This window comes from Kitasatospora sp. NPDC057692 (assembly GCF_042799475.1).
Taxonomy (GTDB): Bacteria; Actinomycetota; Actinomycetes; order Streptomycetales; family Streptomycetaceae; genus Kitasatospora.
Map to the genome: position 1 here is coordinate 44,147 of NZ_JBHVIV010000020.1, position 25,906 is coordinate 70,052.

General features: G+C 72.6%; 21 protein-coding genes. 11 read left to right on the forward strand and 10 right to left on the reverse strand.

From position 1 onward, the window contains the following. Positions 1 to 32 precede the first annotated feature (32 nt). Complete coding sequence (locus ACFVFS_RS14220; RefSeq protein ID WP_380623737.1) at positions 33 to 284, forward strand: hypothetical protein; 252 nt, start codon at positions 33 to 35, stop codon at positions 282 to 284. 4 nt (positions 285 to 288) lie between these two features. Continuing rightward, positions 289 to 444, forward strand: coding sequence for a hypothetical protein (locus ACFVFS_RS14225; RefSeq protein WP_380623739.1), 156 nt, complete (start codon positions 289 to 291; stop codon positions 442 to 444). A 183-nt stretch (positions 445 to 627) separates the two neighbouring features. Here ACFVFS_RS14225 and ACFVFS_RS14230 read toward each other — a convergent pair whose 3' ends face one another. Together ACFVFS_RS14230 and ACFVFS_RS14235 are read right to left on the reverse strand one after the other, a co-directional pair. Beyond that, positions 628 to 1,227, reverse strand: a complete 600-nt coding sequence (locus ACFVFS_RS14230; protein ID WP_380623741.1) for a hypothetical protein — start codon at positions 1,225 to 1,227, stop codon at positions 628 to 630. Between the two features lie 643 nt (positions 1,228 to 1,870). Then, the gene (locus ACFVFS_RS14235) at positions 1,871 to 2,278 is read right to left on the reverse strand and encodes a hypothetical protein (protein ID WP_380623743.1); all 408 of its coding nucleotides are present in this window, start codon (positions 2,276 to 2,278) and stop codon (positions 1,871 to 1,873) included. Between the two features lie 894 nt (positions 2,279 to 3,172). Here ACFVFS_RS14235 and ACFVFS_RS14240 point away from each other — a divergent pair. Continuing rightward, complete coding sequence (locus ACFVFS_RS14240; RefSeq protein ID WP_380623745.1) at positions 3,173 to 3,658, forward strand: hypothetical protein; 486 nt, start codon at positions 3,173 to 3,175, stop codon at positions 3,656 to 3,658. Positions 3,659 to 4,161: 503 nt separating this feature from the next. After that, positions 4,162 to 5,790 carry an alpha/beta hydrolase gene (locus ACFVFS_RS14245; RefSeq protein ID WP_380623747.1) on the forward strand — a complete coding sequence of 543 codons (1,629 nt, stop codon included), beginning with the start codon at positions 4,162 to 4,164 and terminating at the stop codon, positions 5,788 to 5,790. Positions 5,791 to 5,855: 65 nt separating this feature from the next. On the opposite strand, the gene ACFVFS_RS14250 is transcribed toward ACFVFS_RS14245, so the two are convergent. Further along, complete coding sequence (locus tag ACFVFS_RS14250; RefSeq protein ID WP_380623749.1) at positions 5,856 to 9,113, reverse strand: BTAD domain-containing putative transcriptional regulator; 3,258 nt, start codon at positions 9,111 to 9,113, stop codon at positions 5,856 to 5,858. A 524-nt stretch (positions 9,114 to 9,637) separates the two neighbouring features. Between ACFVFS_RS14250 and ACFVFS_RS14255 the strand changes: the two genes are divergently transcribed. Together ACFVFS_RS14255 and ACFVFS_RS14260 are read left to right on the forward strand one after the other, a co-directional pair. Then, on the forward strand, positions 9,638 to 10,249 hold the full coding sequence (locus tag ACFVFS_RS14255) for a hypothetical protein (RefSeq protein WP_380623751.1): 612 nt from the start codon (positions 9,638 to 9,640) through the stop codon (positions 10,247 to 10,249). Between the two features lie 286 nt (positions 10,250 to 10,535). Beyond that, the gene (locus ACFVFS_RS14260; RefSeq protein WP_380623753.1) at positions 10,536 to 11,642 is read left to right on the forward strand and encodes a hypothetical protein; all 1,107 of its coding nucleotides are present in this window, start codon (positions 10,536 to 10,538) and stop codon (positions 11,640 to 11,642) included. Positions 11,643 to 11,925: 283 nt separating this feature from the next. On the opposite strand, the gene ACFVFS_RS14265 is transcribed toward ACFVFS_RS14260, so the two are convergent. Further along, entirely contained in the window at positions 11,926 to 13,830 is a 1,905-nt protein-coding gene (locus tag ACFVFS_RS14265) for a CocE/NonD family hydrolase (RefSeq protein WP_380623755.1), read from the reverse strand. A gap of 352 nt (positions 13,831 to 14,182) precedes the next feature. Between ACFVFS_RS14265 and ACFVFS_RS14270 the strand changes: the two genes are divergently transcribed. Further along, positions 14,183 to 14,323, forward strand: coding sequence for a hypothetical protein (locus ACFVFS_RS14270; RefSeq protein ID WP_380623756.1), 141 nt, complete (start codon positions 14,183 to 14,185; stop codon positions 14,321 to 14,323). 56 nt (positions 14,324 to 14,379) lie between these two features. Here ACFVFS_RS14270 and ACFVFS_RS14275 read toward each other — a convergent pair whose 3' ends face one another. Next, entirely contained in the window at positions 14,380 to 15,102 is a 723-nt protein-coding gene (locus tag ACFVFS_RS14275) for a GNAT family N-acetyltransferase (protein ID WP_380623758.1), read from the reverse strand. A 123-nt stretch (positions 15,103 to 15,225) separates the two neighbouring features. Next, positions 15,226 to 19,095, reverse strand: coding sequence for a helix-turn-helix domain-containing protein (locus ACFVFS_RS14280; RefSeq protein WP_380623760.1), 3,870 nt, complete (start codon positions 19,093 to 19,095; stop codon positions 15,226 to 15,228). A gap of 485 nt (positions 19,096 to 19,580) precedes the next feature. On the opposite strand from ACFVFS_RS14280, the gene ACFVFS_RS14285 reads away from it, so the two are divergent. Both ACFVFS_RS14285 and ACFVFS_RS14290 read left to right on the forward strand, forming a co-directional pair. Next, positions 19,581 to 19,997, forward strand: coding sequence for a DUF2690 domain-containing protein (locus tag ACFVFS_RS14285; RefSeq protein WP_380623762.1), 417 nt, complete (start codon positions 19,581 to 19,583; stop codon positions 19,995 to 19,997). A 401-nt stretch (positions 19,998 to 20,398) separates the two neighbouring features. Further along, positions 20,399 to 20,617 carry a hypothetical protein gene (locus ACFVFS_RS14290; protein WP_380623764.1) on the forward strand — a complete coding sequence of 73 codons (219 nt, stop codon included), beginning with the start codon at positions 20,399 to 20,401 and terminating at the stop codon, positions 20,615 to 20,617. Positions 20,618 to 20,705: 88 nt separating this feature from the next. Here ACFVFS_RS14290 and ACFVFS_RS14295 read toward each other — a convergent pair whose 3' ends face one another. Continuing rightward, positions 20,706 to 21,038, reverse strand: coding sequence for a hypothetical protein (locus ACFVFS_RS14295; RefSeq protein ID WP_380623766.1), 333 nt, complete (start codon positions 21,036 to 21,038; stop codon positions 20,706 to 20,708). Between the two features lie 667 nt (positions 21,039 to 21,705). On the opposite strand from ACFVFS_RS14295, the gene ACFVFS_RS14300 reads away from it, so the two are divergent. Continuing rightward, positions 21,706 to 22,374, forward strand: a complete 669-nt coding sequence (locus ACFVFS_RS14300) for a hypothetical protein (RefSeq protein WP_380623768.1) — start codon at positions 21,706 to 21,708, stop codon at positions 22,372 to 22,374. Between the two features lie 149 nt (positions 22,375 to 22,523). Here the strand turns inward: ACFVFS_RS14300 and ACFVFS_RS14305 are convergent, their stop codons facing one another. Continuing rightward, positions 22,524 to 23,822: a hypothetical protein gene (locus ACFVFS_RS14305; protein ID WP_380623770.1), complete on the reverse strand. Its 1,299-nt coding sequence runs from the start codon at positions 23,820 to 23,822 to the stop codon at positions 22,524 to 22,526. A gap of 85 nt (positions 23,823 to 23,907) precedes the next feature. On the opposite strand from ACFVFS_RS14305, the gene ACFVFS_RS14310 reads away from it, so the two are divergent. Continuing rightward, a complete protein-coding gene (locus tag ACFVFS_RS14310; protein WP_380623772.1) occupies positions 23,908 to 24,309 on the forward strand; it encodes a hypothetical protein in 402 nt (133 codons plus the stop codon). Positions 24,310 to 24,598: 289 nt separating this feature from the next. On the opposite strand, the gene cas2e is transcribed toward ACFVFS_RS14310, so the two are convergent. Next, on the reverse strand, positions 24,599 to 24,913 hold the full coding sequence (cas2e, locus tag ACFVFS_RS14315; protein ID WP_380623774.1) for a type I-E CRISPR-associated endoribonuclease Cas2e: 315 nt from the start codon (positions 24,911 to 24,913) through the stop codon (positions 24,599 to 24,601). A 40-nt stretch (positions 24,914 to 24,953) separates the two neighbouring features. Further along, on the reverse strand, positions 24,954 to 25,877 hold the full coding sequence (cas1e, locus tag ACFVFS_RS14320) for a type I-E CRISPR-associated endonuclease Cas1e (RefSeq protein WP_380623845.1): 924 nt from the start codon (positions 25,875 to 25,877) through the stop codon (positions 24,954 to 24,956). Positions 25,878 to 25,906: the final 29 nt, after the last annotated feature.

Genomic DNA, 25,906 nt, shown 5'->3' on the forward strand with positions numbered 1-25,906 from the left:
TGGTCGGCTGGGCTGCCCTGCCCCTGGACACGGTGTACGAGGGCGAGCAGCTCGGCTGGCGGGTGCAGGCGCAGCGGGCCGACTGGCCGGGGCTGGAGGAGAACCAGCGGGACCTGCTGACAGCGATCTGCATCGAGGAGGACCAGGAGCTGGCGGCCGTGAAGGCCGCCGCCTCGGCGAAGCCGAAGGTGTCCCGTGGGGGCCGGTTCGCCCAGGGCCTGGCCGCCCTCCGCCCGGTTCGTCGAGCGGGAGCGGAATGCCCGGGTGCCCCGGCCTCACCGTGAGCCGTTGGAGATCGTGGAGGCCGGCCCTGACGGCGAGGACCAGGTCGTGGTGCACCAGGTGGCGCCGGGTTCCTTCTTGAACAACGCCAAGGCGAGACGGGCGAAGCTGACGCCGGGCCAGCTCGCGCAGCTCGCCGAACACGGCGTCGAGTGGGCGTAGAACCGGCCGCAGTGTACAAGGCGCTGGTCGTGACGGCGCCGCGGGCGCCGGAAGCGGTGGCGGGCGCGCCGCCGCGGCGCGCCCGCGGGCAGCAGGGTGGTGGCCCACACCCGCGTGCCGCGCAGACCCTCCTCGATCCCGGTGTCGGTGGTGTGGAGACCGGTACAGCATGCGGATAATCGGTCACCTCCTTTGGAGCACGCGTTCGAGCCGGCCCTCACTCGTGATGAATTCCTCGTACTGGTCGACCACCCACGCGCCGCCCTCCTCCACCAGGCGCAGCGCGCGGTGGTAGTGCTTCCCCGTTGTGCTGACCTCGAAGGTGATGAACACCCCGTAGCCGGCGGGGTGGGCGTCGAGGCCGGCAGGCAGCTTGATGACTTTGCCGGCGGTGGCCGGACCGGTGGCGCTCGGTGTCGGGGAGGGCGGCGCCTCGGGGGTCGTGCTGTCGGTGCCGGTGGGCGGCTGAGCCGGGGCGGGGCGGGTCGGGGTGCTCGGTGGCGGGGTTGTGGCGGGCGGCGGGGTGGTGTTGGTGGTGACGCAGTCGGCGACGGTTCCGCCGCGCAGGAGGGCGGAGCTGAGGGTGCAAGCGGTCCGCCAGTCGCCACGGTTGACCGCGTCCTGGTAGGTCTGGGCAACCGTCACAAGCGCGGCCGTGGAGGTCGGGGCCGGAGTGGCGGTGGGCGCGGGGTTCCCGTCGGTGCCGGTCGAGGCACAGCCGGCCACGACGAGGAGGGCGGCGGCGAGGCTGAAGGAGCGGACGGTGTGCTTGTGGACAGTCACGTGCTCATCCAACCTGATGACCATGCCAGTTGGTGTCGAGGCCGAGGAACCGGGTGCCGCAGTGGGTGCATCCCGCCGACCGGATCACCGCGCTCCTGCCCGACCCGCGGTGTCGAGGACGCGGCCCGGATCGTTGCCGGGATGACGCCGTCCGCCCAGGCCACGCACGTGCCCGCCTCGCGCGTCGCCCCGGCGCGCTGGTCAGCGGAGCGTCCGATGCCGCGTGCTGCGTCCAGGCCCTGATCGGACGATCTGCCGCGACCGCGACGGCTCCCTCCGCGACGGTACCCGAACGGGTGCGCCGCAGGCCCAACAGGTCGCCGAGGCCTGGCACCTGCTGCACAACCTCGCCGAGGCCGTCGAGCGCGTCATCGGCCGCCACCGCGCCGACCTGCGCGAACCTCCTTGCCCTCGGAGGAAATCAGGGTGACATGCCCCGTTCCGCGGCTGCCGGCCCGAACGAACTGGATGTCCACGGCAAGCCGCGTCCCCTGGGTCGCCCGCACTCGCGAGCATCACCAGCAGATCCACGAACGCATCGAACGCGGCGACAGCCTGCGTGCCATCGCCCGTGAACTCCGTCTCAGCCGCGGCGGAACCGGACCCTGCGGCCGGGCGGGGTAGCGCAGTGCGCAGCCTGCGGTCACACCTGCCAGGAACGGTCCGCCTCGGCACGAGCCAGTTCGGCGTCGTACTGACCCGCGTCGAAGTGGAACTCCGGTAGAGGGGAGGGATCGGGGCCGAGCGCAGACACCCGCGGCAGCTCCCAGCGCGACCACTGCACGATCCCCCCGATCCGCTCGACCACCACGGTCAGGAAGCCGCAGCAGCCACCGGTGCACTCCGGTGCACCCAGCTCCAGACGGCGCGCGCCCTCGATCGCCCGAAGAGGGCTGGGACGGCCCGCCGGCAGCACATCAGCCGCGTAAGGTCCGCGGCCGCCCGCGCCAACCGCCCGTTCGACCATGTCCTCGCCGTTGATCCGCAACCACACCTGGGCGGCGTACCGAGGCCCCGACGGCAGCACCCCGATCTCCACATGATCGAACATCAGGCCACCCTACCGGGCCCGCCGACACCGGCGCACGACCAATTCGACGCCCCGGCCCCCACACACCAAGGGGGCAACGACACGCCACCCGTTCCTGCGGACACCGGCCACCGCCACCCGGGCCAGGCGCCTCCCGAAGCGGTGCGGACACGCCGCCGAAACCCGCAGACAGGACCACCCATACACCTGGCCAAGCACACTCGGGCGTGCGCACCAGCGCCCGCCCACCATCCCGACAATCAGCATCCCCGCGCGCCGCCTGGCGCGCCCGCACCGGCGTCTGGAGCACCGCGAACACCGCGCGACGGCCCCGGACGAAGCAGCGGCGCCCTCCTCGCTCCTCCCTGCCGACGCGGACGACGGGCACCTCGCCGACCACGGCTGGACCAGCCCACCGAGGAGCGGGCCGAATCCGTCAACGACTCCCCCAAAGGCCAACTCAGCCACGAACAGCACCGCGGCCGCACCACCGAACGCACCGGATCCCGGCAACGACCCGCGCGATCCGGCACAACCGCACCGCCCGCCGACCCGTCACTCGGTCACCGACCCCCCACAACCACCCGCCCAGGCCGAAGGACCGGTACCCGCCCCCGTGCGCGTCCCGCACCACCCACATCGGGCGCGCCCCCGGTGCCGCCGCGCTGTCACAGGACGGTCCCCGCTCGGTGAACGGAGGCCGATCGCCGTTCCCAACTACGCCTCGCAGCGCCATTCTTGGGCTGGCGACCGGACCTCACGACCCGTCCGGACGAAGGCGGAACGCCGGCCCCGGGCCCGTGGGACGGGACCGTCCGGGCACGAGCGTAGGGGGACGGATGAGATCGGTCACGGTCATCGGCGCCGCCACGGTGCCGAACGAATCCCCGCCCGAGTACGGTCCTGGTCCTGCGGTTGTGCCTGCTCTGGGCCGTGCTGCTCGGGGTGCCCGCCGCGGCCGTCACCTGGATCTTCAGCACCGGGCACTTCCCCCCGCCCGACCTCCCGGGTGTCCTGCGCGTCGAGCTGGCCGTGCTGTCCGTCATGGTGCTGATGATGGTGTTCTCGTTCCGGCGCAACCTCGACGGTCGGATCCGGGTGTCCCCGGCGGTGCCCCGGCTGATCGACCTCAGCCTGCTGCTCTCGGTCGGCTGGCTGGGCCTGTCCCGTGCCCGGAGCTCCCCGGTGACCCTCGGCCCGCTGCCGGCATGGGCGGTGGCGCTCGGGCCGCCCCTGGTCAGCGCCTCGCTCGTGCTCCTCCTCGGCATCCTCCCCCACCGGCGGGAAACCCCGCGCCTCGCCCCCGCCCTGATTGTCGCCGTGGTCGCGGGACCGCTTGTCCTGCCCTTGCGCTCGGCCCTCGAACACCTCCTGGGCGGGATCGTGCACGTGCTCGGGTAGGCCAGGCCGACGCCGCACACCCGACACGACCCGACCGGCGCACCCGGCCGACCCCGAGGCCGCCCCCACTTCGGGAAGAACACCCCGTACACGGCCCGGCCCCGGCACGCGGCCCACGCCGACGCCCTCGTCGACAGCTCCATCGCCCACGTCAACCGCACCGCCGCATGGACCCGGACTCGCCCCGATCCCGTCCGGCCGGGCCCGCCCTCACATGTTCCGCCGCACGATGGCCATGCTCACCGACCGGTTCCCCGGTTCCGAGATCACCCTCGGCAATGCCCTCGACAACCCAGCCTTTGCTTCCCAGGGCCGCAGCTGAGGTGGCGGGCTGCGGGCCGTACTGGCGCGCCTCCCCCTCCCTGCCGGACCGCGCCTGAGCCGCTGCCAGCGGGATGCCAGCGGTCTGGCAGCGTGGTGCGCAACTGTCGCTGTGCCGGGCGGATGCGCCGCGACCGAGGAGCGCCTACGACTGCCCGGCCCGTCGACGAAAGGGCACCCGCGTGACTCGCACCTCCCCTCCCACCGGCCCGGCCGCAGGACCGCGCCGACCCAGGGCCTCCCGCACCTCGAACCGGCGGGAGGCAGTCTCCTGGCGGCTCGTCGCCGGCGCCGCCGCGGCCGTGCTGCTGGCCGCGGTGTGCCCGGCGACCGCGGTGGCCGCGCCGGACACCACCCCGGTGCCGCGACTCGCTTGGGCGGCGTGCGCGGACGGCTTCGAATGCGCGACCGCCCGCGTCCCGCTCGATCACCACGACCCGCGCGGCGCCGGGATCGACCTCGCTATCATCCGGCACCCGGCGCAGGACCGAGCCCACCGGATCGGCTCACTGTTCTACAACCCCGGTGGCCCAGCCGTGCCCGGCACCGTGGCCCTGCCCACGACGCTCGGCCAGTTCCCCGAAGAGGTGCGCCGGCGCTTCGACATCGTCAGCTTCGACCCGCGCGGCACCGGTGGCAGCGCATCCGTCCAGTGCTTCGACGACCCGGCGGACGAGCAGGCCCTGCTGGCGGGCACAGCCGCCGGCTACCCCGAGAGCGCGGACCAGCAGAAGGCCTGGGCCGACGCCTACCGGCGCCTCGCCCGGCAGTGCGCGGCCCGCAACCCCGACCTGCTGCCGCACATCTCCACCGCGAACGTGGCCCGGGACATGGACCTGCTCCGCCGGGCGGTCGGCGACCGCCGGCTCAGCTACCTGGGCACCTCGTACGGCGCCTACCTCGGCGCCACCTACGCCAACCTGTTCCCCGGCAAGGTCCGCGCGATGGTCCTCGACAGCGCCCCGGACCCGGTCGCCTGGTCGACCGGCCGCGGAGACCAGGCCGCCACCACGGGCACCCTGCTGCGCAACGGCAGCGACGTGGCCGCCGCCCGCGTCCTCGACGCCTTCCTCGACCAGTGCGGCCAGGCCGGCCCCCGGACCTGCGCCTTCTCCGCCGGGACGGCCGCCGCGACCAGGGCCAGGTACGGCGAGCTGCTCCAGCGGCTGCGCACCCGGCCGGTCGCGCTCGACGGGGCGACCGTCACCGCCGGCTCGGCCGTGGAGGCGACGATCACCTCGCTGTACGCCACCAACCCCGTCGCGAACCTGCCCACCGGCTGGACCCGGCTCGGCACCACGCTCCAGGCGCTCTGGACCGCCACCGAGACCCCCTCCGCGCCGGGCACCCCGCTGCCGCCCGTCCCCCGCCACTCTCCGGACCAGGCGCTCGCGCTGGTCTGCTCGGACAGCGCCAACCCGCCCGCCCGGGCCGACTGGCCCGCCCTCGCCGCGTCCGCCCGGGCCCGCTCGGGCGAGGCCGGCCCGTACTTCGCCTGGGCCGACGAGCGCTGCGCCGACTGGCCGGCCCGGGACCGCGACCGCTACGACGGCCCGTGGAACCGCCCGACCGCCCGACCGGTCCTGGTCGTCGCCAACACCGGTGACCCGGCCTTGCCGTACGAGGGGTCCCGCGCGATGGCCCGCTCGCTCGCCCGCGCGCGGCTGCTGACCGTCGACGGCTACGGCCACACCGTGCTGTCCAACCCCAGCGACTGCGCCGCCGAGCACGAGACCCGCTACCTGATCGACGGCATCCTGCCCGCCCCCGGTACGGTCTGCGCCCCCACCAAGCCGCCGTTCAGCGGCTGATCACACATCCGGCCGACCGCGCACCCACCCCGGGGGCGCGGCCGGCGTGCCACCGGGGGGACCGGTCAGCCCGCCTCCAGGGCCAGCGACTCCGGTCGCGACAGCGCCCGGCCGTGCTCCCAGGCAGCCCGGAAGCCGGCCTCCCCGAGGGCCTCGGCGCAGCCGTCCAGGACGGCCCGCAGCTCCGGATCGCCCGCGTCATGGGCCCCGCGCAGGCCGTACGCGGCGCCCAGTGCCGCCGCGCCACGTGCCACCTCCCCGAGGCCGAGGCAGTACTCCGCGAACCCCTCCAGCACGTCCGCGCGCACCGGCTGGTCGCCGCTCCTGGCGGCCAGCTCCAGGGCTCGGCGGTGCAGCGCCCCGGCCGCGTCCGGCGCGCCGCACCGCTGCCGGGTGCGGGCCAGGCTGGTGTGCAGCAGGGCGAGCAGGTGCAGGCGCGCGGGGGCGCCGGGGCCGGTCGCCGGCAGCCGCTCGAGCCGCCGCAGCGTCTCCTGCTGGCCGTGCAGCGACGCCTCCAAATCTCCCTCGCGCCGCGCGAGTTCGCCGAGCGCGTAGCGGGCGGCGGCCTGCAGGTGCGGGTCCCCGGCCCGTTCGGCTGCGGCCAGCGCGCGCTCCAGGTCGGCCCGGGCCGCGGCGGGTTCGCCGCAGCGAGCCCTCAGCCGGCCCGACAGCAGCAGGGACAGCGGCGCCTCGCCGGAGCCGCCCATCTCGGCGTCCCGTTCCCCGGCCTCCGTCAGCGCCGCGAGGGCTTCGTCGGCCGCGCCGGTAACGGACAGCAGCGCGGCGAGCGTGACCAGTGCCATGGCCAGCCCCCAGCGGTCGCCCAGGGCGCGGAAGCCGTCCACCGCGGTCCGCAGGCAGTGCTCGGCGTGCCCGGTCCGGCCCGCGCCCAACTCGATCCGGCCGAGCACCAGATGGGCGGCGGCCCGCGTCCACCGGTCGGGGTGCTCGGCGTACCGCTGCGCCGTCGCGCCCACGGCTTCCGGCGGCCCCGCCAGGGCGAGCAGCAGCGCGGCGGCCAGGGCGACCGGGTGGTCGGCCCGCTGTGCCGTGACCAGCGCTGTACTCATCGCCTCCGGTGGGATCCCGGACTCGCCGCTCTCCCGGAGCGGGGCGGTGAGCTGGGCCAGGATCACGCACAGGGCGTGTGCCTGCTCCAGGCTGGGCGGCGGAGTGCGGCCGTGGGCGGCGAGAACGGCCACCGCCCGCTCACCGGCCTCACGGCCCTGGCCGCGCATCAGCCAGGGCCAGGCCCGGGCGGCGGTCAACCGCAGCGCGTACTCCGGCGGGCCGACGGCGACCGCCCGGCCCAGTGCCGCGTTCAGGTTGCCCTGCTCCGCGTCCAGCCGGGCCAGCCAACCGATCTGGCCGTCCGTCCGCAGCCGGGGTTCGGCGTTCTCGGCGAGCTCGACGAAGCAGCGCAGGTGGGCGGCGCCGGTTCGGCCGTCCTCGCCGGCCTCGACGAGCCGTTCGGCAGCGTAGGCGCGAACCGTCTCCAGCAGCCGGTAGCGCACCGTGCCGGTCTCCCGCCCGGCGGCCGTGACCAGGGACTTGTCGACCAGGGAGGCCAGCAGGTCCTCCAGATCCGTCGGGTCGGGCGCCGGCCCGCTCGGCCAGGTGTCGGCGCAGACCAGGTGCGCGTCGGGGAGGGTCGCTCCCCCGGCGAAGACGGAGAGCCGTCGCAGCAGAACGCGCTCGTCCTCGTCGAGCAGGTTCCAGCTCCAGTCGATGACGGCGCGCAGGGTGCGGTGCCGGTCGGGAGCGGTGCGTGAGCCGCGGTCCAGCAGCCGGAGCCGGTCGTGCAGTCGCGCCGCGACCTGTCCGGGGCTCAGGGCCCGCAGCCGGGCCGCCGCCAGTTCGAGGGCCAGCGGCAGGCCGTCCAGCTCGCGGCAGATCCGGACGACCGGCTCGACGGTGTCGTGGTCCAGCGTGAAGCCGGGGCGGGCTGCGGCAGCCCGTTCCGTGAACAGGTCGACGGCCGGGTGCGCGAGCGCTTCCCGGGCGGTGGATCCGGGCGCGGGCACGGCGAGCGGTGTCACCGGCCAGAGCGCCTCGCCGGTGATGCCGAGCGGTTCTCGGCTGGTGGCCAGCACGGTGAGCCGGGGCGCGGCGGCCAGCAGGCCCTGGGTCAACCGGGCCACGTCCTCGATCAGATGCTCGCAGTTGTCCAGGACGAGCAGGACCTCACGGCCCTCCAGGGCCCGGACGATCCGGTCGACGGGATCCCCGGCCTGGTCGCCTGCGGACAGGCCGCCGGCCAGCACACCGGCCTCCGCCGGACGGCAGAGCGCGATCAGCACGGCCTCGACCACGGCTTCCGGCTCGTTGACGCCCGCGAGTTCGGCGAGCCGTACGTCCGTCGCGGGCGGGGCGGCGCTCGCGGCCGCAATCGCCAGCCGGGTCTTTCCGACGCCGCCCGGCCCGGTCAGCGTCACCAGGCGGGAGCGGTGCAGTCGCTCCCGAACCGCTCCCAGCGCCTCCTCGCGACCGACCAGGGCGGTGAGCCAGCGGGGTAGTGCCGCCCGCCCGACCGGGTACCGGGCAGCAGCCGGGGCCGGCCTGGGCGCCGGCGGCTTCGCGCCGGACAGCACCTGCAGGTGGGCGTCCCGCAGTTCGGCCGACGGGTCTGCACCCAGGTCCTCGGCCAGCGCCCGCCGGGTACGTTCGAACACCTCCAGCGCCGCCGCCTGCTGCCCGTCCGCGTGGAGCGCGCGCATCAGCCTGACGGCGGCCCGTTCGCGCAGCGGGTGGGTGACACAGAGTCCGGTGAGCTCGGAGACCAGCCGCGACAGCGCTCCGGTGCTGCCGAGGGCGAGCAGGGCGTCTGCCCGGTCCTCGACCGCCGCCAGCCGCAGCTCCGTCAGCCGGGCCGCCGGCGCGGAGCCGAAGCCGGCGCTCGCGGCGTCCGTGAACGGTGCCCCGCGCCACAGTTCCAGCGCCCCGTCCAGCAGCGCGACCGCCTCGGCGAGCCGGCCCGCCGTCAGCGCCGCCCGCCCCGTGGCCACCCGCTGCTCGAAATCCCAGGCGTCCACACTCGCCCGGGGCAGATCCAGCAGATACCCGGCGGGGTGCGAACCGATCACCGCCCGGTCGCCCCCCAGCGCCCGGCGGAGCCGGGAAACCAGGGACTGCAGGGCGCCGGCGGGCTCCTTCGGCGGCGTGTCCGCCCACAGGTCGTCCACCAGACGCTCACGGGTGACCACGCGCCCGGGGTCGAGAGCCAGCCGGACCAGCAGCAGCCGAAGCCGCGCCCCGCCGACCTCGAAGGCCGCCCCGTCCCCACCCCGGACAACCTGAAGCGGCCCCAGAACGTTGATCCGCACCCCGCCCGCCCCTCGCCCGGCACCAGCCGGCATCCAAGATCAATCCAAATTATTATCCCGATGTCCCACCAGGCCCGGACGGCAGGGCAGGATCCGACGCGAGGTCTCATGGGCGCGCCGCAAGGCGGCGTGGAGAACGGCCCGGACCCAGCGGGACGCGGTGACCTCCAGGCGCAGGTGACGACCTCGGCGGCGTGCTCGCCCGGATGGTCGGCGACGACCAGGCGGCGCAGGTCGAGGCCGTAGCCGGCGACCGCGGCGAGGCCGAGGTCGGGCAGGCCGACGGCTTCCCTGTTGAATCGGCGTGTCCGAGCCTTAGCCTGTCCCCCTAGGTTGATCAACTCGGCGGGGGTGTCATGACCGGGGGCCGGGCTGTGGACGAGAGCGGTCGACCAACGAAGGACCCGGTCTCCGGGGAACCGGTGTCCGAGGGCAATGCGGCACAGGGGGCGGCGGGTCCGCCGCCCGCTCCCCCGCAACCCACGGCGCCACCCCACCCTCCACGGCCCACACGGCCCCCGCAGGTGCGCACACCCCCGGACCGGCCCCGCTGGTCGCGGCGCAAGCGACGGACGATCGCGCTCGGACTGCTCACGGCGGCGGTGCTGCTCACCGCACTGACCTACGCCGCGGCTCAAGCCGCTTGGTACGGCGGACTGGTGGTGCTCATCGAGGTCTTCTACCACCCACTGCCGTACGGCGCCGCGGTCCTGGTGCTGATTGTCCTCGCCCTCCTGATCGGGATCCGCTCCCGGATGACCAGGACCCTGCTGCTGGTCCCGCTCCTCGGCTGCGCACTGCTGGCCTCGCCCCTCGCACTGCTCGTCTTCGGCAGCATGCCGTACAAGACCGCGGACCGGCCGGCTCCCGGCCGCTCCGACCGCAGCCTGGTGATCCACGAGGGCGCCGCGATGATCGATCCGCTCTGGTGGGTCTCGGTGGACGCCGGCTCCGGCCTGACCGCACGACGGTGGCCGGTCGGCTACTTCAACGGCGACGCCCCCGACAACGCCCTGACCTCGGCAGAATGGGACGGACCCGACCGGATCAAGCTGGCCATCCAGGGCGGCCAGGTGTTCGTGGTAGCCCTCGACCCGGAAACCGGTCGGCCCGAGCGCCGGGTACGAGCAGGCTGAAGGCTCGATCCTGAAAATGACGAGGATCTCCATCGCGTGGACCCGATTGGCTTTGTTCACGAGAACGGACAGCAGATGTTCACCACTTCGGGAGACACCTCAGCACACCGGGAATTCGAACACCGAGTGAGTCGCTTGCCGGAGTCCGAGGCGGCGGCTGACATCTGCTCGCGCTGCGTTGACACTCCGCGACGGTGACGGTGCCGTTCCCACAGCAGATGAGAAAACATGTTGGCCACCCGCCGGTGAGCTGCGACGATGCGTCTGTTTCCCAGGCGGAGGAAGTTTGTTCGTTTTCGTGTGTGCGGGATGCGGCGCCGAGCTGACCGTCCCGCTGTCCCAGGTCTCACTGCCGGTACACGCCCGTCAGCAGTACGGGAACGGGGCCCAGCTTCCGGTGCTCATGGAATCCGGGACGTTTGCCGTGGACCCGGACCCTTGGGGAGGACCGTGGCGGCTGTGGGACGAGATTGATCCGGGCGAGGCTGAGGCGCGCGGCATCTACGCGCCAGTCCATTCCCTGTCCGACGGCACGCCCGGGGCCAGTGTCATTGCGCCCGGTGATATCCGTGGAACCCGGTTGATTCCCGAGAAGCGTGGCGGTGCCTGCTGTGGCATCGACGGAGCCGACGGGCCCAACATGGCCTGCGAGGCATGCGACCTCCCCGTGGCGACCAGGGTCGACGATTGCTCGCTCTGGCAGATGGTGAGACTCGGCTCAGACGTCGTGCACCGCGTCCCCGTCGACGATATCCACGCCGTACCCCTGTCCTGGGCGGAGTTGGCAGAGAAGGGGGAGAGAACACCCCCGTTCGAGCCGATCGCCACGTGGGGAGGACGGCTGGGGCCCAACCACTACTGGTCGTGGAGTCCACAGTGGGAGGCGGCAGCCGGCCAAGCGCTCGCCCACCTTCTGATTGCCTCCAAGGGGCAGCCGGTGAAGGTTCCGGACGGCCTGACCGCGGACGTGTTCCAACGCGCGCTCGACGCCTTGCTTCCGGCAGGCACCCGGGAGCGGCATGCCGTCCTGGCCGGACCGGGACAGCCCTCCCCGGACGCGGGCGTCGACATCCTCCTCGTCCCCGTCCATCCCAAGACGGGCTGGTCCTGGACCCCTGCAGACTCGACCGCACCGGCATACCTGGTGCCCCTGCCGCTGGGGGTGTGGCTGTGGCTGGTCTCTCCCGAACCAAACTTGCCGGTTCCCGCGTCGGGCCGCATAGCCCAGGACGTCCTCCGCGACTACCCGCTTCCGCTGCTGCCCAACCACCTGTTCCGGGCCGACTGGGGAACGTTCCAACACACCTTGGTCCGGCTACCAGCCGTGCGCAGCCCGTGGCTGCGCACGATCCTCGAGAACCTCACGCAGAGCACCTCGGCTGGCCTCTTCTAGCCGTCCGGCAATCGAACAGCACCAGACTCTCGCGCCTCCCGAAGCGGTGAACATCTGCTGTCCGTTCTCGTGACAAAGCCACCCGACCGGCATTGTGTGAACGCCTCGGCCAGCAGAGCCTGCCCGAACCCTGCTACGAGGACGACTCGTGTTCAACACGCTGACTTGACGGGGAACGTCCCCGGGCGCCACCGGCGCACGTCGCGGTGGTAGCCGGGCAGCGCCGTCGGTTCCCGCGGCGCCCGCTCGGCGTCGCCCGGCGGGGGCGGGCGTCCGGCCGGGGTCAGCCGACCACCGGCAGGTCCAGTGCCGAGGCCCGCCCGCCGCCGTGGCCGATCAGGTAGGCGGCCCGGCCGTCGGCCGGGAGCAGCTCGAAGGAGTCGGGGTTGGCGGCGGCGATGCTGAGCCGGATCCGGTCGCCCGCGCGGAACAGCGCCGAGACCGGCTGGAGGTCGATCACCACGCGCTGGGCGCGGCCCTGCGGGAAGGGCGCGGAGTCGGCGGCGGCGTAGGTCCGGGGCGTGCGCAGCCGGCGCCAGTCGGGGTTGTCGTCCCGGTCGGCCACGGCCCTTTCGGTGAGGGCGAGTTGGCCTTCGGTGAGGTAGGTGACGCGGCCGTCCGGGGCGACGTGCTCCAAGTAGGCGTGCAGCGCGCCCCGGTCGGAGCCGGCCAGACCGGTGACGTCGAGGGTGACCTTGGCGCTGCCGGTGACCCGGGTGTCCTCGGTCAGCGGGGCCGTGGTGTAGCCGAGCAGTTTGGCGTCCACGGCGGCGCGGTCGGGGTAGCTGACCTGATCGCCGCTGAGGTTGGTGTTCCAGCGGTCGAACTCCCCGGTGCCGGCGGTCGGGTCGAGGACCAGCCGGTCAGTTCCGGCGCGCTCCGGGCGGCGGCGGTCGAGGGTGTGGTCCTCGCCGAGGTGCAGCCGGCGGGTGCGGGTGCCGGCCACCGGCCAGCGGTCGGTGGTGCGCCAGGTGCCCTCGTTGAAGGTGTAGTAGTGCACCCGGCGGCGGCCGTCCGGGCGGGCTCCGTCGCGCACGTAGTGGTCGAAGAAGGCGACGACGCGCTGATCGTTCTCCTCGCGTTCGGCGGCGGTGACCGGGCGCGCCGGGCGGAACGGGTCGGCGAACCAGGTGGCGCTGTGGTTCCAGGGGCCGATCCAGTCGTCCTGGGTGTTGGACAGGGCGCTGAACTGGGAGAGCACGCCGTTGGCGGTGCCCGCGTCGAGCCAGCCCGCCCTGGTGAACACCGGCACGCCGCCCGCCTCGATGGCCTCGGTGCGCTCGGCGACGCTGCCGGCCTTCCAGGCCTTGGGCCCGTCCCGGTAGTCGCGGTGGGTACCGGCGCGCGCCATCTCGGTCTGGTTGACGTTGTCGACGTGCTCGGCCCGGGCGGCGGCCAGCAGCGCGGGGCCGTCCGCACCGTCCACCGGACGGGGGGTGACGCCGCGCAGTCCTACGAGGTCGCAGAGCTTGCGGGTCTCCTCGTCGGTCTCGCAGGTGGTGCCGCCGGTGCCGTCGAGGATGCGCAGCAGCATCGCGTACGGGGCGAGCCGGGGTTCGATGAGCACGCCACCGGGGCGCGCCAGGTCCTCGTAGGCGTCGAAGTCGTAGGAGATCGGCGCGACGGCGGCGATGTGGTGGTTGCCGAGGGAGGCCGCGAGCATGGCGGTGTCCCCGCCGTAGGAATCGCCGGTGGTGCCGACCCGGCCGTTGGACCAGGGCTGGGCGGCGATCCAGTCGCTGAGCGGACCCGCGTCGGCGGCGGCCTCGTCGCTGGGCTCGGAGGTCAGGGTGCCGAAGGAGGCACCGGTGCCGCGCAGGTCGGCGGTGACGTAGGCGTAGCCGCGGGCGGTCCAGCGGCGGGCGGCTTCGGTGATGCCGCCGCTGCGGCCGGCCTGCGCCCGGGCGCGCCAGTAGCGCTGCACGGACAGGACGGTGGGCAGGTCGGCGCCGGGAGCGGTGCCGGCGGGGAGGTAGACGTCGACGGCGATGCGGACGCCGTCGGGCATGGCGATGTAGCGCGACTGGAGTTGGGGGTCGGCGTCCTGCGGCGCGGCGGCCGCGGCGGGGCCGGGGACGGCGGCGAGGGTGAGTGCGACGGTGGCCGCGAGCACGGCGGCGAGCCGGCGGCGGGCGGCCGCGGGCGTGCCGGTGGCACGGCTGGTCCGGTGTGCGGTACGGCGGTTCATCCGATGGCCTGGCCTCTCCTGGTACGACGGAGTTTCCTGGCTCGTCCCCCTGCATCTCGATGGGATCACGGGCGGGCGACGGGCCGCCATGGTCACCGCCCCCGGAAGAACCCCGAGGGACCGCGGGGTGACTCAGGGTTCTCCCTGAGTCGTTCACCCCGATTCCGGATCCGGCCGGGCGGCGGAGCCCTCCGGACCGTCGGATCGGCGCCACGGAAGCCGGACCACGGGGGCCGGATGGCGGGAGCCGGATGGCGTTCCAGTCCCGGCGGGCGCCGGCGGGCGCCGTCCATTCGTCGGTGGTGAAGTCGCCGAGGAGGCCGGCCGCGTTCGACACGCCGAGGAGTGGCGGATGATCCAGCCGCCGCCGTGCCAGAACATCATCGCCAGCTCGGCAAAGCTCACCGACATGGTCGCCGAGCGCCCGGCCGGAACCCAGGCCGAGGCCGAGGCCAGCGGCACGCCACTGGATCCGGGCCGGGTCTCGGCGTAGGAGTCGAAGACGTGGGCCAGGAAGGACGTGGTAGCGGCCGGGCTCCGGCCCGCTTCCTATGCGAGTTCCACGCTGAGCTGGGCGCCCAGCTCTCGGAAGCCCAGCGCGAGTGCGACCCGCCGGGATGCAGGCACCCGGGCCCGCCACTGCGGGAGCAATCCGGCCGTCAACGCGTGCGCCACCGCCCCGGAGCCTGCTGCCTGGGCAAGGCCCCGCCCCCGCCGTTCGGGGGCGGTCAGCACACTGACGTGGGCGGTCCGGCTCGGCCAGGAGCGATATCCGGCAGCAGCGACGACCTCGCCACCCTCACGGATCACGAACGCGGGTGAGGTGATCTCGCCCAGCCCGGCCTCGTCCGAGTCGTCCGCGCCCGCCGTGTGCTCCAGCTTCCGAAGATCAGGATGTTCTCCCGGAACCTGTTCCGCCGTCAGCCCGCTGACCGCCACGGGCCGGAACCCGTCATCGGACACATATGCCAGCGCCGCGGGGCCGAGGAGCCGGGCCACCGGCAGAACCCCACGGACCGCATGAGCGCCGGCGACGGCCCCCACCGGAAGGTTGGCCAGCGCGTCGCGCACCGTCTCAGCCGTGTCCTCGCTGGGCGCGGTCACGATCGCCGAATCGCCCAGCACCACCAGGCCCACCCAACCCGAGGGGCACATCCTCGACTCCGGTGACACCACCACGCTCACACCTCCCGCCGGCGCGAACGACACGGGCACCGAAGCGAGTTCCTCCCACAGCCCACGGGCTCTGGCCAGCAAGGGATCTGTCGACATGGAACCGATCCTGCCAGTCCGACGGTCCGACGGACCTGCGGAATAGAGCCGGCGAGACCATCACCAAGGACGCACGAAGCCACCCACAGCGAGAACGCCCCCAGACGCATCCTGCCGGCACGGTCAGCAAATCTTCCGGTAGGGCACCTCGGGGAGGTACGTGTCCCAGTCGGCTTTCGGCAGTCCGCCTCCGGCTCGTTCGCAGATGTCGGCGGCCTCCTGGTCCGGGGCCACCACGACCTCGTGTGCCGGTACGTGCTCGGTCGCCATGCGCAGGGTTCGGTCGTCGGGGCCGAACGCCAGGGTGAGGGTGGCACCTCCCGGCGTGGGGAGGGCTGGGCCGAGTGGTTGGCGGGATGGGAGGTCCCACATCCGCAGCGTACCGTCGGTGCCCGCGGCGGCCAGGGTGCGGCCGTCGTGGGAGAAGGCGAGTGCGGAGATCGGGTCGGACGCCCCTGCGGCATTGGGCCTGAAGGTGCCGGGCAGCACACCCAGGTTCCGCTCGGCGTTGCCGTCCCAGAGTGTGACGCGGCCGCCTTCGTCGCCGGTGGCCAGGTACGCGCCGTCCGGGCTGAACGCCACGGTGTGGGTCGTGTTCTGGGTGAGGGTCCGAGGGTTCGCGCGGCCTGCTGGCAGGTCGGCGAGTTGGTTGTGAGAGGTGACGAGGAGCTGTCCGTCCGGTCGGACGGCGAGTTGTTCTCCGCCGATGCCGGAGATCACCCGGATCCTGGCACCGCCCTGGGACAGGTCCCAGACCTCCACCGCCTCATCCTGCGGCAGCCGTGACACCAGGAACGATCCTCCGTCCGGTGTGAAGGTGATCGCGTTGACCGCGGAGACCGCGAGCCTCTCACCGGCCACGAGGTCCAGGGTCGCGGTGACCCTGACGGTGGAGACGTCCCAGATGGACACCCTGGGGGATGAATTCCCCTGTAAGACGTCGAAGACACTGAAGGCGAACGCTCCCCCGTCGGGACGGAACGCCATGAGGACCGTACAGGGCAACGGGATGCGGCGCCGTGAGGTGCAGGACGTGGCGGGAAGGTCGACGACGTGTCCTGGCCTGTGGAGGTCGCGCAGTTGGAAGCGGTACGTGTCCCCGCCCTCGGGGGACGGCAGTGTGGCGAGCGTGCTGCCGTCGGGGCTGAATACGGCAGCCGCGATCGGTCGGCTCACCCAGGCCGGGGCAAGGGCGTTCGTCAGGTCGATGGTGCGGACCACGGCTCCGGTCGAGCCCTCCAGGTAGCGGATCCGGTGTGCGGCCGGATCAAGTCTGAACTGGCTGGCGTCGGTGTTGGCGAGTGGGTGCCGCAGGAGCGGGACCGATGGTGTGTCGAGGCTCCACAGCGAGACTTCCTTGCCGTCGGACGCCACCATGAGCGTTCCGTCCGCGCTGAACGCCGTCTCCCTGATGTCGGGGTGGTCGATCCGCGGGAGTTCCGTGCCCGTGGCGATGTCCCAGATCCGGACTCCACCGCTGTCGACGACTGTCAGCCGGTGGCTGTCCGGCATGAACCCGACCGCCTGGTTGAGGCACTGCTGCGCGGTGACATCGGGAGCCCAGGGCGTGGGGACTTGGCGCTGCTCAGGCACGTTCCACACCTGGACCGGCTCGCCCGGAAGGCACAGTGCCAGCAGGCGGTCGTCGGGGCTGAGCGACGCATCGGGGTACGGGTAGTACTGCATGCGGTTCTCCACCCACATCCGCCGCTGCCTGGCCTCCGGCACGCGGCGCAGCTCGTCGGGACCGACGGGCCTGCGCTCGCCGCCTCTGGCATGTCGTTCGAGCAGCAACCGGCCGTCGCGGACATCCCGGACCTGGATCACGTTGTCCGGGCCGGCGACGGCGTAGATGAGCAGGGTCCGTCCGCTCGGACCGAACCGGGACGCGTTCCCGATCAGGCCGGGACCGAACACGTGGCGTGTCACCGGGATGGCGCCGGAGCGTTCCGGAGGCACGTCCCACACGTTCACATAGTTGGGCTGGAACCCGGCGAGTGTCCGGGTGTCGGCACTCATGTCCTCCACGTCATCGGCCATGACTCCCAGGCCGGGCAGCGATGCCACCCGCCGATGCGTGTCGACGTCCCATCTCACCACCTCGTCGCGGCTGACCGCGACCAGAGTGCGCCCGTCGCCGCTGAGGAAGTGGGTCTGCGGGACGGCTCCACTCGACGGCGGATCGGTGAAGACGTCCTGGTCCGGCTGCACGGCGGCGCCGAGCAGTGCGGACCGTGACTCGGGTAGATCGGCGGTCTTCCACGCGGCGACGCTCAGCCGCATCGCCGTGAGGGGGTCGGAGGAGCGCATGCCGTCCGCCACCGCGGCGGCCCGGCGGGCGGCGGCTTCCGTACGGCGGCGTTCGCCGGTCAGGTGCTGTTGCCACGCGATCACCCCGGCCAGCAGTGCGAGCACGACCAGGGCGGACAGTGTGGCGAGCAGGGTCCGCAACCGCCGGGCGGAGCGCGCGGTCTTCCGGTTCTCCTGGTCACGGGCGGTGAGGGCGGCGATGAGGAAGCGGGACTCCAGCGGGGTGAGGTCGTCGCGGTGCCCGGCAGACGCGAAGGCGGCTTCGGCCGCTGACAGGCGGGTGCCCCGGTAGAGGGCTCCGGGGTCGTGGTCCAGTTCCTCCCAGGCCTTGGCGGCTCCGGTGAGGAGCCGGTGGTGGCGCAGCCTGTCGCGGGTGTCCTCGACCCACGCGTTCAGGCGCGGCCAGCAGCTGATCAAGGCTTCGTGGGCGAGGTGGACGGTGTCGCCGTCCAGGGTGATCAGCCGGGCACGGGCCAGGTCTTCCAGCACCGCCGCGGTGCCGGTGCCGGTGTCACCGGTGCCCAGGGACTCCAGTTCGGTGCGGTCGGCGGGACGGCCGGTGTCCTGCGCGCCGTCGCCCGGGGTGGCCAGCCGCAGCAGGATTCGCCGCGCGGTGGTGGCCTGTTCCGGCGTCAAGCCGTCGTAGGCCCGCTCCGCGGTGCGGGCGATGGCGCCGTTCACCCCGCCGGCGGCTTCGTAGGCGGCTTCTGTCAGTGCCCTGCCCTTGCGGCGGCGCCAGGTCTCCAGCAGGGCGTGCGACAGCAGTGGGAGTCCGCCCGGCTCGCCGTCGATCTCCTCGATGATCCTTGAGGTGAGGGCGCGTTCGACGATCAGGCCCGCGCCGGCGGCCGGCTTGACGATGGCCTCCCGCAGCTCGGCCGGGCCCATCGGCCCGACCAGCAGCGCGGCCTCCCGCAGGGCCACGGCCAGGCCGTGGTGGTCCGCGCAGCGGCCGAAGAAGTCCGCCCGCACCGCGAGGACCACCCGTAATCGGCTGTCCGGATCACACGCCGCCAGGAGCAGGTCGATGAAGGCGGCGCGTTCCGCCGGATCGGTGCACAGCGTGAACGCCTCCTCGAACTGGTCCACCACCAGCACCGTGTCGCCCGTGCCGTCCCCCGGTGCCATCAGCGCGGCGCGGTCGGAGGCGGGCCGCGGGCCCGGAGTGAGGATCCGGATGGCGGCCGGGCCCGCGTGCGTCGTACCCCGGTCGCGGAGCGCCGGGATCAGCCCGGCGCGCAGCAGGGAGGACTTGCCGCTGCCCGAGGCGCCCACGAGGGCGACCAGACGGCGGGAGTCCACCAGGGCCAGCAGGTCGGCTACGAGCCGGTCCCGGCCGAAGAACCGGTCCCGGTCACCGGGTTCGAAGCGGGCCAGGCCCCGGTACGGCGCATCGCCGTCGTCACCCTCCCCTGCGGCCACCTCCCGCACCGCGGCGTGCCAACGCCGTTCCCACTCCGCGAGGTCCCCGCCGCAGGCCTCCGCGTAGGCCAGTGCCACCGGCAGTGACGGAAGCTGCTGCCCCCCGGCCGCCCGCGACAGCGTCGCGACCGAATACCGGGTACGGCCGGCCATCACCCGGTAGGTCACGTCCCCCGCATCCCGGCGCAGCCGGCGCAGCTCGGAGGCGAAGCACTGGACCGGCCCGGCGGCCGGATCCAGCGGGCTCTCCTGACGCCCCATCCCGTGTCCTCCCCCGTCGGCGACACCACCGGACCGCGTCAACGTACGGGCCGCGGAGAGCCGCCGCAACGGCTTCCCGGCGACCTGTCTCGTTCCGGCGGTCGTTGCGGCCTGCGGGGCGGCCTTTGTTTCGAGCGGCGGGGAGGGCTGCGCAACAACTGGTCGGCCGTGAAAGCTCGAACCGTGCCGCAGCCCGAACGCGGCAACGGCCGCCCTTCGGCGCCGGCACGACCACGGTCCGGCGGCACCACTGCCCGTCTACGGGCCACGTCCGCCGCTCCCGTGGTGCGCAACGGCCTCCGAGGCCTCACGGCTCTCGGAACGCCGCGAAGGCCGCTCCGCTTCGCCACACCGTCAGGAGGCCGCGTTCCGCACCGGCTCCAGGACCGCCGCGCCGGCGGCGTCCTGCAGGCCGATGCGCAGGCGGCGGAATGTGCCGCCCGCCGAGCAACGCCGATCCCCATCTCTTCAGGAAGGAATTCCCCATGAAGCACATGAACCGTACGACCGGGATCCTGTTCGGTCTCGCCGCCGCCACCATGGCGCTGACCGGGTTCACCGCCCCCGCCGCGTCCGCCGCCGCACCTCAGGTCACCGCCGGCTGCTACGCGTCCTCCTGCAGCGGATGGGACCCCATCCAGATGGGCTGCAACACGGACGCCTACACCGTGGAGTCGAAGAGTTCCGCCTACGGCACGATCGAGCTCCGCTACAGCTCTTCGTGCAAGGCGAACTGGGCGCGGATCTCCGGCGCCTCGAACGGACAGCTGTTCTGGGTGGAGAACAGCGCCGACATCCAGTTCTGGAATGCGATCGGCTCCTCCGGCTACGGCGACATGGTCGACGGCTCGGTCAAGGCGCGTGCCTGCATCTCCAGCGGTCCCTGCACCGGCTGGCACTGAGGTTCCTCCTCCCGTTCGGGGACGGGAAGCCGCGCGGTGGTCGCGCGGTTCCCCGTCCCCGACGGGGTCGGCAGCTGACGCTCCGGTGGCACCCGGTCGGGCCCCGGGTTCGAGAGAGGGCCACGGCGCCCGGCGCCCGGCGCCCGTTCCCCGGGCGATGGCCGCCGCGGTATGCGGCTTCGGAGGGCGTCAAGACTCCGCGACACGGCCCTTCTGCATCGACGGACCTGTTCCGAAGCGGACGCCGAGGACAGGACCAGAAGACCCTCAGCACCACCGCAACGGACCCAACCAGGAGTCCTTCGACCATAGGACAGGAAATTCTTCGGCACGCTCCGGAGTAGCGAGAGCCATTTTCCGCCCCCTCCCGCTGTCTCGACCCGCGCCCGCAGCTCGGCCCGGTGGGCATCGGCCTCGGCGCGCCAGCGGTCAACAGCCTGCTGCTCGGCGCGCGACATCGCGTGCCGGTGCAGGTGGGCGTCGACCGCGGCGTGCCGCTGAGTGCCGGTGGTGGCGGCGGGGAGCTGGGTGGCGGCCTCGCAGGTGAGGCCGACACCCAGAGTGGCGGCCGGCTGGCTGCTCGCAGTGGCAGCTGGCGTGCTGCGGCGGGCCCTTGGTGAGCAGCCAGCCGACCGGGTCGGTGTCCACCGCGCTGCCGCCCTGGACATGCAGGCGGTGCTGCAGTCGATCGGCCGACGCGGGGCCGGTTCAGCACGTGACAGTGCGCGCGTAGCTGCCGAACGGCCACCAGTAGTAGAAGTACTGACCATTGCGCAGTGTGTGGCAGCTGCTGTCGGGGCCGTTGTTGATGATGACCTTCAGTTTCATGTTCTTGCCGCAGCCGTTGGTGATGTACGCCTCGTGCTGGGGCTTGAACACGGCGCGCTCGACACACGCGGGTGCCGTTCCCTGTGCAGCTGCCGACGCAGGCGCTGCACCACCGAGTACAGCACCGACCAGCGTTCCTGCCATGCCGAGCGCGGCGGCGACCCTCCTGGCGGGCATGGCGACCCGTGACTGTGACCGTTGACGCACGTTCATGGTTGGGGCTCCTCCGTGGTCCGATCCGTAGTGGCTCCGACCAGCAGTGTTCCGTTTGCCCGGGCTTGGGTTAATGGCACGGAGCGCACAGCCATTGTCACGGTGCGAACAACAAGCACGGGGGTGGAGCAAGGCGTACTGCCACCGCAGTGCGGGCACGGGGCCGACGCGAGCGTCGACGGTGGTGCCGGGGCTGGCTGACTGCTGTCCTCCCCGCAGGCGCGGGGTCAGCCGGTGGGCACGCTGGCCTGGTCGAGGAGGTTGGGGTCCTCGCTGCGGGCGCGGGGGTCAACTGCTGGGGTGATTCGATCTTTACGCCGTAAAGGCGCCCTCAATGCGGCTGCGGGGTGGTCGCTTGGAGTAGGGGCCGTCGTCGGTTGGGCAGTCATCGCGGCGGTCCTCACCGTGCAAGCGGGATTCGTTCGCCATCTTGCTGCACTGACCCGGCCCCGGTGAACTTGTGATCAGGGCCCGATCAGCAGGGATGTGGTCGCGTCGATGTTGAGCAGTGCGACGCCGGGGCCGGGGCGGGAGCCGGCCTGGGACCGGTCCGGGGGTGGGCGAGTGGGAACTGGCCAACCCCTCTTGAGACAGGGGCCGAGGTCGTCGGCTCTGCTCCTTCGATGCGCGGTCGATGGTGTCGGTGGCGCGCTGTTGAATGTGCGCCATGACCGTTCGTGACCTGGTGGCTTTGTTGCCCGAACCCGCTGCTCTGCGCGATCGCTGTCGGGCGATCGCGCTTCTCGACGCCGTCCTCGACACGTACGCCCCCACGCACACCTTCAAGGCCGGCTGGCGGGACGGTGTGGATCTGGCGCTCATGGACAACGGCTCAGGCGACCAGTACGCGATCATCTTCGACCCGGCTGGGGTGTTCCTCTACGGTTTCGACCACGAGAGCGACGCCACTCCCTGGCGGGAGGAGGACCGCGCGCACTGGCCCGGTCTGCTCGACGGCCTGCCCGCCTCACTTGCCCACTACGCGGAGGCACCGGAGTTCCAGTTCGACGGGTTCTTCGACGCCACGGTGTGCGTCTGGCGTGAGGAGGGAGACACCGAGTGGCGGTGCGGACCGGTGGAGTTCACCCCCGACGAATCCGACGGCGCCGACTGGCTGTTCGGCCTCCTCATCGACGAGAGCCCGGATGCCTACGTGAACTTCGCCGAGGACTACTTCGAGCGTTCCGTCGACCGGGACGCCGTGGCGGCAGTTCTGAGGGGCTCCCTCCTGTCCCGCGGAACGATCGCGTCGCTCTCTTCCTCCCCGGACTACGAAGCCATCGCGCAGGAGGCCCACAGGCTGGGCTACAGCGTCCAGGACGGATCCGGGACCTGACCGTGCAAGTGATGGCGTCCTCCCCGCACCGGCGGGGAGACACCATACTGATGTGCCCCCGATGGTGAGACAAGGCCCGCTGCTTCCCGCGGGCAGCCCTGGGCCAGCCGCCCCAGGGCTGCTCGGTGCCGCTCTCGTCGCGAGTGCGGCTACTCGCGGATGATCCCGTCCACGGGGTCCAGGCAGATCGTCCGTCCATCCGGAGCGCGCCACCTTCCGGTCGTCTTGTCCTGGGGGATAAGGGCGATGTCGCGTAGTGCGGGGATGTCCTGCCACGGGCTGGGCGGGAGGGTTTCGGGTCCGGCGCCGGTGAGCCAGGTCGAGCGGACCTGGACGGTGGAGAGGATGATCGAGCGGACGTCCTCCTTGTTCGGCTTGTCGGGCAGTTCGGCAGGGCCGTCGGCGGTGGTGAAGGTCCAGCCGGTGTCGGTGGGCCACACGGGCAGGATGCGCCGGGACTCGCCGCCCAGTCGGGTGACGGCGAGGTCCGGATCCAGGGCCGACGTCAGCGGGTACAGGTCCGTGACCTGGGCCGGTGGCAGGATCATCACCATGTCGGCGGCCGCGGCCTGAGCCTGCTCCCTCGCCAGGCGCTGCGCGTCGTCGCCGTCCATCCGGGCCGGGTCCCAGGCCGCGTCGTACACGTCGGCGATCAGGCCGGGCACGGCGCCCGGAATGGCGATCGGCCCGTGAAGCCTGCGGAGCGCGTCGCAGGTCCGGCGGAGCAGGGAGGTGTCGTAGACGTCGCCCCAGCTGGGGGCGGGCAGACCGCCTGGCGGGGACAGCACGACGAGCCTGGGCACCGGTGCCCAGGCGGGCCTCGGGTGGTCGTGGTGGTGGCAGCGGCCGGCGCGTTGGAGGAGCAGGCTCATGGGGGCGAGGTCGGAGACGACCAGGTCGAAGTCCCAGTCGAGGGACTGCTCGACGACCTGGGTGGCGACGACCACCAGCGGCCTGGCGGGGCGGGTTCCCTTCGACCCGACCATTCTCTCGATCAGGTCGGTGCGTTCGATCCGCTGCCACAACGGGAGCCGGGCGTGCAGGAGCACGACTTGGGGGCCGTCCTCGCCCCACCGCTGGGTGAGCATTCGGCGGGTGGCCTGGGCGTCGGCGACCACGTTGCACACGACCAGCGCGCAGCCCGTTCCGCTGGCGGCGGGCTCGAGCTCGGCCAGGACGCGGGCGGCGCGGCCGCCGGGCGCAGCCGGGTCGTGGGTGTGACGGGCGAGGTGGAGGTCCACCGCGACCTCGCGCTCGCGGGTGGTGGGCAGCGGCCCGTGCGGGGTGACTTTCCCGGTGGTGGCGGAGACGTGGACCCAGCCCGGGTAGGGGGAGGTGATCGGCTCCTGGTCGGTGTGGCCGGCGCCGGTCCGCCGGGCGCCGGTCCGGTAGGCGCCGATGAGGTCGGCGGCGGTGCGGCCGGTCAGGGTCGCCGACAGCAGGACCACCGGGATCCCGCTGGCCTGAGGGCCGCGCTGTCATCGGCCAGGGCTATCGTCAGCGGCGCATCAGCACCACACCACTGGAGACCTCATGAGCTGGGACCTGCTTCTGCTGCCCGTCCCCGCCGGGTTCGATTCGGTCGACGACTTCCTGGACGACTTCGCCACCCCGCCGCTCGGATCCCAGGAGCAGGTCACGGCCGCTCTGCTGGACCAGCTCCCCAGCATCGACTTCTCCGATCCGACCTGGGGACACCTCGCCAGCCCGGCCTGGTCCATTGAGCTAAACCTCGGCTCCGAGACCCCTGTCGAATCAATCATGCTCCATGTCCGTGGCGCTGGCGACGACGTCCTCGGAGCCGTGTTCGCGATCGCTGAAGCAGTCGGCTGCCGAGTCATCGACATCTCCGAAGGCGACTTCCTCGCCCCGGACAACCCGAGCGGCTGGCACTCATTCCAGGACCACCGCGACCGAGTCATACGCGACAGCTGACCACGGCCCCACACGCTGGCGAGCACTCACCCAAACAAGTGACTACTTGTCACACCGGACAGGGAGATCAGCTGTCCGCCAGCAGGGACCTGGAACGTCCACCCAGAAGGATCTCGGCGAGTCCGTTGACACTGCGCGGGGAGGACGCCTTCTTCCGGTCCCGGCCACTGGTGAACTCCGGCTGACCCCCGCCTGCGCGGGGAGGACCCGTCGTCGTCCGCCCAGCGCTTCAGCGCGGCCGGCTGACCTCCGCCTGCGCGGGGAGGACCCTTCGCGACCTGCACCGTTCCTAGGGCTTTGCCATTTCTTGACCATTCTTCAATGCTGTGGCAGCGATCAGGGTAAGGCCGTCGAAGTCGACCGTTTGCCGTCTTTGCTCCCCTGCCGTCGTCAGGACGAAGCCCTGCTCGTTCGCCGCCGGGTAGGCCAGAGCTGCGGCTCCGGTGCCGATGCAGTTGCTGACGGCGCTCCATAGTTCCTGTCGGACCTTGGCGGAGACCGTTCCGATGTACAGGTACGGGGTGACCTCGAGAAGCCAGCGGGTCAGCGCGCCGCGTACGTGGTCGGGTACGGCTGTGACGGAGATGACGATCATCGAGGCCATGTGGCACCTCGTCTCATGGATCCGACGTCTGGCGGCTGGCTCACAGGTCCCCACCGTTGGCGTAGTTGACGCCGCCGGGCAGAGCTCCGCCGACCGGATCCCACAGGTCCACGAGTTGCTCTTCCGGGTCCGGGGTTTCGATGTCCTCATCCGGTGCGAGCAGCCTCTGGATGTCCGTGACGATCCGTGGCAGCAGTCGGAAGAGCCGCAGCCCGTCCCTGAAGCCGCGGCGGGCCTCGGCCTCCGGGTGGGGAGATGCGTGGAGGGAGAACGCGAGCGGGATGGTGAGCTCGGCCTTGTAGAGGTCCGCGATGTCGTAGACGAAGGCCTGCTGGTTGCCGCTGTGGACGAAGCCGAGCGCCGGTGAGCAGCCGAGGGCGAGGATCGCGGCGTGGACGATGCCGTAGAGGCAGGTGTTGGCGGAGGAGAGGACGAGGTTGACGGGGTCCTGGGTGTCCCAGGAATCGGGGTCGTAGTTCCGGCGGAAGCGGCCGATCCGGTACTGCTGGGCGAGCAGGCGGTAGTGGGCCTTGATGCGTTGGCCTTCGAGGCCGCGGAGCTTGTTGAGACTGCTGCCCGCAGGGGCGGTGCCGTGTCCGAAGCGTTGTTCGTACATGGCGGTGGCGATGGTCAGGCGTGTGGTGTCGTCGGCCCAGGCCCGGGCTTGGCGTTCGAGCCAGGTGGTGCTGAGGGAGTCGGGGACGGTGGCGGTGTAGCAGCGCACGCCGCCGGAGCCGGTGGCGACGACGGTGGTGCCGTGCCGGGCGAGGGTGGTCAGGGCGCGGGCGGTGATGGAGGTGCCGGGGCCGAGGAGGACGCAGCTGAGTGCGGCGGTGGGGAGGTAGACGGTTTCAGTGCCGCGCTGGGGGCTGGTGACCTCGGCGCAGACTCCGGTGTCGTCCTGGACGATGCGGACGATGTCGAGGTAGAGGAAGGACAGCGAGTCGGCGATGCGGGGCAGCATCGCGACGGTGGGCGCGGCCAGTTTGCGGC

Excerpts from the sequence above, each read along its gene's own strand:
- ACFVFS_RS14270 (WP_380623756.1), top strand. The coding sequence starts at position 14,183 with ATGATCCAGCCGCCGCCGTGCCAGAACATCATCGCCAGCTCGGCAAAG.
- cas1e (WP_380623845.1), bottom strand. The coding sequence starts at position 25,877 with ATGCTGCCCCGCATCGCCGACTCGCTGTCCTTCCTCTACCTCGACATC.
- ACFVFS_RS14265 (WP_380623755.1), bottom strand. The coding sequence starts at position 13,830 with ATGAACCGCCGTACCGCACACCGGACCAGCCGTGCCACCGGCACGCCC.
- ACFVFS_RS14280 (WP_380623760.1), bottom strand. The coding sequence starts at position 19,095 with ATGGGGCGTCAGGAGAGCCCGCTGGATCCGGCCGCCGGGCCGGTCCAG.
- ACFVFS_RS14285 (WP_380623762.1), top strand. The coding sequence starts at position 19,581 with ATGAAGCACATGAACCGTACGACCGGGATCCTGTTCGGTCTCGCCGCC.
- ACFVFS_RS14295 (WP_380623766.1), bottom strand. The coding sequence starts at position 21,038 with ATGAACGTGCGTCAACGGTCACAGTCACGGGTCGCCATGCCCGCCAGG.
- ACFVFS_RS14275 (WP_380623758.1), bottom strand. The coding sequence starts at position 15,102 with ATGTCGACAGATCCCTTGCTGGCCAGAGCCCGTGGGCTGTGGGAGGAA.
- ACFVFS_RS14310 (WP_380623772.1), top strand. The coding sequence starts at position 23,908 with ATGAGCTGGGACCTGCTTCTGCTGCCCGTCCCCGCCGGGTTCGATTCG.
- ACFVFS_RS14300 (WP_380623768.1), top strand. The coding sequence starts at position 21,706 with ATGACCGTTCGTGACCTGGTGGCTTTGTTGCCCGAACCCGCTGCTCTG.
- ACFVFS_RS14235 (WP_380623743.1), bottom strand. The coding sequence starts at position 2,278 with ATGTTCGATCATGTGGAGATCGGGGTGCTGCCGTCGGGGCCTCGGTAC.
- cas2e (WP_380623774.1), bottom strand. The coding sequence starts at position 24,913 with ATGGCCTCGATGATCGTCATCTCCGTCACAGCCGTACCCGACCACGTA.